The 6,434-nt window shown below is 69.3% G+C and carries 5 protein-coding genes; 3 read left to right on the top strand and 2 right to left on the bottom strand.

Going from position 1 to position 6,434, the window contains the following annotated elements; all coding sequences use genetic code 11:
- The coding region (gene urtB / locus D471_RS0105195; RefSeq protein ID WP_017597649.1) for an urea ABC transporter permease subunit UrtB at positions 1-604 on the bottom strand (604 nt) is incomplete at its 3' end.
- Between the two features lie 71 nt (positions 605-675).
- The gene (urtA, locus tag D471_RS0105190) at positions 676-1,902 is read right to left on the bottom strand and encodes an urea ABC transporter substrate-binding protein (RefSeq protein WP_017597648.1); all 1,227 of its coding nucleotides are present in this window, start codon (positions 1,900-1,902) and stop codon (positions 676-678) included.
- Between the two features lie 409 nt (positions 1,903-2,311).
- Here urtA and D471_RS40030 point away from each other — a divergent pair, with 409 nt between their 5' ends.
- From D471_RS40030 to D471_RS0105170, 3 genes are all read left to right on the top strand, one after another.
- Entirely contained in the window at positions 2,312-2,476 is a 165-nt protein-coding gene (locus tag D471_RS40030; RefSeq protein ID WP_017597647.1) for a hypothetical protein, read from the top strand.
- Positions 2,477-3,023: 547 nt separating this feature from the next.
- Positions 3,024-5,372: a phosphoketolase family protein gene (locus D471_RS0105175; RefSeq protein WP_017597646.1), complete on the top strand. Its 2,349-nt coding sequence runs from the start codon at positions 3,024-3,026 to the stop codon at positions 5,370-5,372.
- A partial coding sequence (locus tag D471_RS0105170) for an acetate/propionate family kinase (RefSeq protein WP_026127426.1) occupies positions 5,372-6,434 on the top strand: 1,063 nt, incomplete at its 3' end. The genes D471_RS0105175 and D471_RS0105170, both read left to right, overlap by 1 nt.

The following is a 6,434-nucleotide window of genomic DNA, read 5'->3' as shown; positions in this document are numbered from 1 at the left end:
GGCGGGAGCCGATGACGAAGGTGGTGGCGTCGACGCGGCGGGTGTTGATGCCGGTGATGGCGGCCAGGTCGCGGTTGTGCAGGACGGCGCGTGTCTGTCGTCCTTGGCGGGTGTGGTGGAGGTGGTGGGTGAGGGCGGCCACGGCGATGAGGGCGAGGGTGAGGATGAACAGGCGGGAGTGGTGGAGGCGGATGTCGCCGGGCAGGGTGATGCCTCCGGTGAGCCAGTCGGGTGTGGGGACGTCGACGTTGGGTGCGCCGAAGATGTCGCGGGCGGCTTGTTGGAGGATCATGCCGATGCCGAAGGTGAGCAGGAGGGTGTCCAGGGGGCGTCCGTAGAAGTGGCGGATGAGGCCGAGTTCGAGGAGCCAGCCCAGGGCGCCGGTGACGGCGAAGGCGGCGGGGAGGGCGAGGATGAGGGCGGGGGTGGGGGAGAGCCAGGTGTTGAGGACGTAGGCGGTGTAGGCGCCGACCATGATGAACTCGCCGTGGGCCATGTTGATGACGCCCATCTGGCCGAAGGTGAGGTTGAGGCCGAGGGCGGCCAGGAGGAGGACGGCGCCGATGGCCAGGCCGACGGGGAGTTGGGTGAGCAGGGTGTCCACCGCGGCTCCTTTCCGGGGTGGTGTGGCGGCCGGGATGGTGCGGGTCCCGGCCGCGTGGGAGGGGTGGGGTGTCAGCCGGTGAGGTCGGCGGCCCAGTCGTAGCCGGTCAGGTAGGGGTCGGGGGTGATGGGTTCGGGGGAGGTCCAGATCTCGTCGATGAGGCCGTTGTCGTTGACCTGGCCGATGCGGGCGGTCTTGATGACGTGTTGGGTGTCGCCGTCGATGGTGATGGTGCCTTCGGGGGCGTCGATGCTGGTGCCGTCGAGGGCGGCGCGGACGTCGTCGACGGCGAAGCTGCCGGCCTCCTCGACGGCGGCCTTCCACAGGTGGACGGCGTTGTAGGCGGACTGCATGGGGTCGGAGGTGACGCGGTCGGCGCCGTAGGTGGTGGTGAAGGCCTCGACGAAGCCGGTGTTGGTGTCGGTTTGGGTGGTCTGGTAGTAGTTCCAGGCCGTGAGGTGTCCGGTGATGTTGTCGGCGCCGATGCCGTCGATCTCCTGTTCGGCGACGCTGACGCTCAGGACGGGGGTGTCGTCGGGGGTGACTCCGGCCGAGCGCAGCTGTTGGAAGAAGCTGACGTTGGAGTCGCCGTTGAGTGTGTTGAAGACGGCGTCGGGTTGGGTGCGGGCGATGTCGTTGGTGATGGTGGAGTACTCGGTGTGGCCGAGGGGGGTGTACTCCTCGGCGGTGATCTGCATGTCGTGGGCGTGGGCGTAGGCGTTGATGATCTGGTTGGCGGTGCGGGGGAAGACGTAGTCGCTGCCGACGAGGTAGAGGTTGGTGTGTCCCTGTTCGCGCAGGTAGTCCAGGGCGGGGATGATCTGCTGGTTGGTGGTGGCGCCGGTGTAGACGATGTTGGGGGAGGCTTCGAGGCCTTCGTACTGGACCGGGTACCACAGCAGGCCGTTGTTGCGTTCGAAGACGGGGAGCATGGCCTTGCGGGAGGCGGAGGTCCATCCGCCGAAGACGGTGGCGACGTCGTCGGAGGCGAGGAGTTTTTGGGCGCGTTCGGCGAAGGTGGCCTCGTCGGAGGCGCCGTCCTCGATGATGGGTTCGATCTGGCGGCCCAGGACGCCGCCGTCGGCGTTGATCTCGTCGATGGCGAGTTGGACGGCGTCGCGGACGGTGACCTCGCTGATGGCCATGGTGCCGGACAGTGAGTGGAGCATGCCGACGGTGACGGTGTCGTCGTCGACACCGGAGGGGGAGCCGCCGGTGCAGGCGGTGGTGGTCAGGAGTAGGGCGCAGGCGGCCGCGGTGAGGGTGGTGGGCAGGGTGCCCAGGCGTGTGCGTGCCACGCCACCTCCTTGGGGGTTGGTGTCGGGGGACATCTAGGAGGCTGGGGGCGGGGTGTTTCGTGGGCCGCGTTGGGCGGTTACGTATACATGTCGGTATCCGGCGGGTCGTTAAATCCGGTGTGGGGTGGGGCCGGTCACGGTTTACTTGACATAATGTGCATTATCGGCGTTGCGGGATCCCTTGTGGGGTAGGGGTTTCGGGTGTTGCGGGTGGGTTGAATGTGTTCATGATGGTGGGTGCCGGTGGCGCGGCGGTGGGTGCTGCGCGGCGGGGTCCGCGGGTGGTGTCGGCTCGGGTCGGCGCGGCGGGTCCGAGGGGGCCCATGAAGGCGTCCGGGGTGCGGATCCGTGCGGTGCGCGCGCGGGTGGGTCGATGATCCGCGGGTCGTTGGCGGGATGGATGTCTTCGGTGCGGCGCCTGATCGGTGGCGCGGAAGGCGCGACGTGGTTCGGGTGTGCCCGCGACTGTGAGCGGGTCCCGGTGTTCGTCGCGTGGTGGACGGCGGTGGCCATCGGTGCGGTGCGGGTGTTGGGGGCGGTGTCGCGGTGGTTCTGGGCGCGTGTGCTGCGGTGATGGGAGGTGGCCGGGGGCGTCGCCGCCTGTGTGGCGTTGGGGCGTCCCCCGGTGGGGCCTCCCCCCTGCCGCCATGTTTGATGCATAAATGATGTTATGCATCCTTTTGTAGCTTTTTGCTGTCTTGTGCGTGTTATGTGGTGATTTGTAGCCCTGTGGGGGTCACGGTTCGGACCACTCCGGCAGTCGGAGCCCGCACACCCTCCGGGGGCTCCGGTGGAGGTCCGCCTCTCCCCTCCCCCCCCCCGACCCCGGGCCATCGTGCCCCGCCCCCCGGCGCGCGGGCACCCTGGGCCCCGGATCGCGTGGTCGCTCGTCGTGCCTCCCCTCCCCCGCCGGGGCGGTCCTGGGCCCGGCTCGTTCACGACAGCGAGGGCCAAATGTGACTCTTTGATGACTCTGGGTGGTGGGATGGCCGGTCCTCCGCCCCGGCACGTCGCCTGGAGTGCGCCCCCGGCCCCGGCTACGGTGACCGGGACGGCGCCGCCTCCCCTCGACGTGACCGGGCCCCTCCGCCGACGGACGACGCCTCCGGGAGGACCGCGGCATGGCCATCGAGGACGACGAACTCGCGCGCGTGGACGCCTACTGGCGGGCGGCGAACTACCTGTCGGTCGGCCAGATCTACCTGCTCGACAACCCGCTCCTGCGCCAGGAGCTGCGCCCCGAGCACGTCAAACCCCGGCTGCTGGGCCACTGGGGCACCAGCCCCGGCCTCAACTTCTGCTACGCCCACCTGAACCGGGTGATCACCGCACGCGATGTGAACATGATGTACGTGCTGGGTCCCGGGCACGGCGGGCCGGCCGCGGTGGCCAACGCGTGGTTGGAGGGCACCTACAGCCAGGTGTACCGGCACGTGTCCCAGGACGAGGAGGGGATGCGGCGCCTGTTCCGCCAGTTCTCCTTCCCCGGGGGTGTGCCGAGCCACGTGGCGCCCGAGACTCCGGGGTCGATCCATGAGGGCGGTGAGCTGGGGTACTCGCTGGCGCACGCCCATGGCGCGGCCTTCGACAATCCCGATCTGGTGGTGGCGTGCGTGGTGGGTGACGGGGAGGCCGAGACCGGCCCGCTGGCGGCCAGTTGGCACGCCACCTCGTTCCTGGACCCGGTGCGAGACGGCGCCGTCCTGCCGATCCTGCACCTGAACGGGTACAAGATCGCCAACCCGACGGTGTTGGCGCGGGTTCCCGAGGCGGAGCTGACCGCGTTCTTCGAGGGGTTGGGTTACCGGCCGCTGCTGGTGAGCGGGCAGGAGCCGGAGGCGATGCACCAGCGCATGGCGGGGGTGCTGGATGAGGCGATGGACATGATCGCCGACATCCAGCGCACGGCGCGCGCCGGCGGTCTGCGTCAGCGTCCGGTGTGGCCGCTGGTGGTGTTGCGTTCCCCCAAGGGGTGGACCGGTCCCAAGGAGGTCGACGGGGTTCCGGTGGAGGGGACGTGGCGCTCCCACCAGGTGCCGTTGGCGCGGGTACGGCAGGACGGTGAGCATCTGCGGGCGTTGGAGGGGTGGATGCGCTCCTATGGGCCCGAGGAGTTGTTCGACGGCTCGGGGGTTCCGGTGGAGGCGGTGCGGGCGGTGGCGCCCGAGGGTGAGCGGCGGATGAGCGGTAATCCGCACGCCAACGGTGGGCTGTTGCTGCGGGACCTGGAGTTGCCGGATTTTCGTGACTACGCGGTCGAGGCCGGCGGGCACGGTGTGGTCACGAGTGAGGCCACCCGGGTGCTGGGCGGCTATCTGCGCGACGTGGTGCGGGCCAACCCGGGCACGTTCCGGTTGGTGGGGCCGGATGAGACGGCGTCGAACCGGTTGTCCGCGGTGTTGGAGGCCTCTGACCGGGTGTGGGAGGAGGGGGTGCTCTCCACCGACGAGCATCTGGGGCGGCACGGGCGGGTGATGGAGGTGTTGAGTGAGCACCTGTGCCAGGGGTGGTTGGAGGGGTATCTGCTGACCGGGCGGCACGGGGTGTTCAACTGCTATGAGGCGTTCGTGCACATCGTGGACTCGATGTTCAACCAGCACGCGAAGTGGTTGAAGGTGTCCCGGGAGCTGCCGTGGCGGCCTCCGATCGCGTCGTTGAACTATCTGTTGACCTCGCACGTGTGGCGGCAGGACCACAACGGGTTCACCCACCAGGATCCGGGGTTTTTGGACGTGGTGTTGAACAAGCCCGCCGAGCTGGTGCGGGTGTATCTGCCGCCGGACGCCAACACGTTGTTGTCGGTGGTGGACCACTGTCTGCGGTCGCGGGACCACGTGAACGTGGTGGTGGCGGGCAAGCAGCCCGAGCCGGTGTACCTGTCGATGCAGGAGGCGGTCGCGCACTGTGGGCGTGGGATCGGGATCTGGGAGTGGGCCAGTACCGAGGGGGGCGCGGATCCGGATGTGGTGCTGGCGTGCGCGGGTGACGTGCCGACGTTGGAGACGCTGGCGGCGGTGGATCTGTTGCGGGGGTCGTTTCCCCGGTTGCGGGTCCGGGTGGTGAACGTGGTGGATCTGATGCGGTTGCTGCCTGCCGACGTGCATCCGCATGGGTTGTCGGACGCCGAGTACGAGGCGTTGTTCACGGTCGACAAGCCGGTGATCTTCGCGTTCCACGGGTATCCGTGGCTGGTGCACCGGTTGACGTATCGGCGGCGGGGCCACGAGAACCTGCATGTGCGCGGGTATCGGGAGGAGGGCACCACGACCACTCCGTTCGACATGGTGATGCTCAACGACCTGGACCGGTACCACCTGGTGATGGACGTGATCGACCGGGTGGAGGGGTTGGCGCGGGGTGCGGCGCACGTACGGCAGCGGATGGTGGACGCGCGTGCGCGGGATCGGGCGTACACGCGGGAGTTCGGGCAGGATCCGGAGCGGATCCGGGAGTGGGTGTGGCCGTACTGATGCGGGTGTTGGCGGTCAACGCGGGGTCGAGCAGCCTGAAGCTGAGTGTGGTGGAGGGTGAGGAGCTGGTGGAGGAGGTGTCGGTTCCGGCCGAGCGCGGTGTGTGGGACCGGGGCGCGGTGGAGGAGGCGGTGCGGGGGTGGCCCGCGCCTGATGCGGTGGGGCACCGGGTGGTGCACGGGGGGCGGGAGTTCGTTGGTCCGGTGCGGTTGGACACCGGTGTGGTGGAGCGGTTGCGGGCGTTGGCGGGGTTGGCGCCGTTGCACCAGGGCTCGTCGTTGGCGGGGATCGAGGTGGTGGGGCGGGTGCTGCCGGATGTGGCGGCGGTGGCGTGTTTTGACACGGCCTTCCATGTGGATCTGCCTGAGGAGGCGGCGACGTATGCGGTGCCGCGGCGGTGGCGGTGTGAGTGGGGGGTGCGCCGATATGGGTTTCACGGGTTGTCGCACGCTTATGCGTCGCGGCGGGCGGTGGAGTGGACCGGTGGTGAGCGGGTGGTGGTGGCGCATCTGGGGTCGGGGGCGTCGTTGTCGGCGGTTCTGCGGGGGCGGTGTGTGGACACCACGATGGGGTTCACGCCGTTGGAGGGGCTGGTGATGGCGACGCGGTCGGGGACGGTGGATCCGGGGTTGGTGGTGTGGTTGCAGGAGCGGGCGGGGTTGTCGGTGCGGCAGGTGAGTGAGGTGTTGGAGGAGGAGTCGGGGTTGGTGGGGTTGGCTGGCACGGCGGACATGCGTGAGGTGGTGGAGCGGCGGGACGCGGCGGCGGTGCTGGCGTTGGGTGTGTATGTGCACCGGTTGCGTGGTGGGGTGGCGGCGATGGCGGCCGCGATGGGTGGGGTGGACACGGTGGTGTTCACCGGTGGTGTGGGTGAGAACTCCGCGGAGGTGCGGTGGCGGGCGGCGCGGGGGTTGGGTTTTTTGGGGGTGGAGGTGGATCCGGTGGTGAACGCGGGTGTGCGGGGTGAGGGTGAGGTGGGTGTGCCGGGGTCCGCGGTGCGGTCGTTGGTGGTGCGTGCGCGTGAGGATGTGGAGATCGCGCGGGGGGTGCGTGCGGTGCTCG

The organism is Nocardiopsis lucentensis DSM 44048, from assembly GCF_000341125.1.
Lineage (GTDB): Bacteria > Actinomycetota > Actinomycetes > Streptosporangiales > Streptosporangiaceae > Nocardiopsis > Nocardiopsis lucentensis.
Note: the sequence above shows the minus strand (reverse complement) of the source record. Positions and strands in the feature narration are given on the sequence as shown.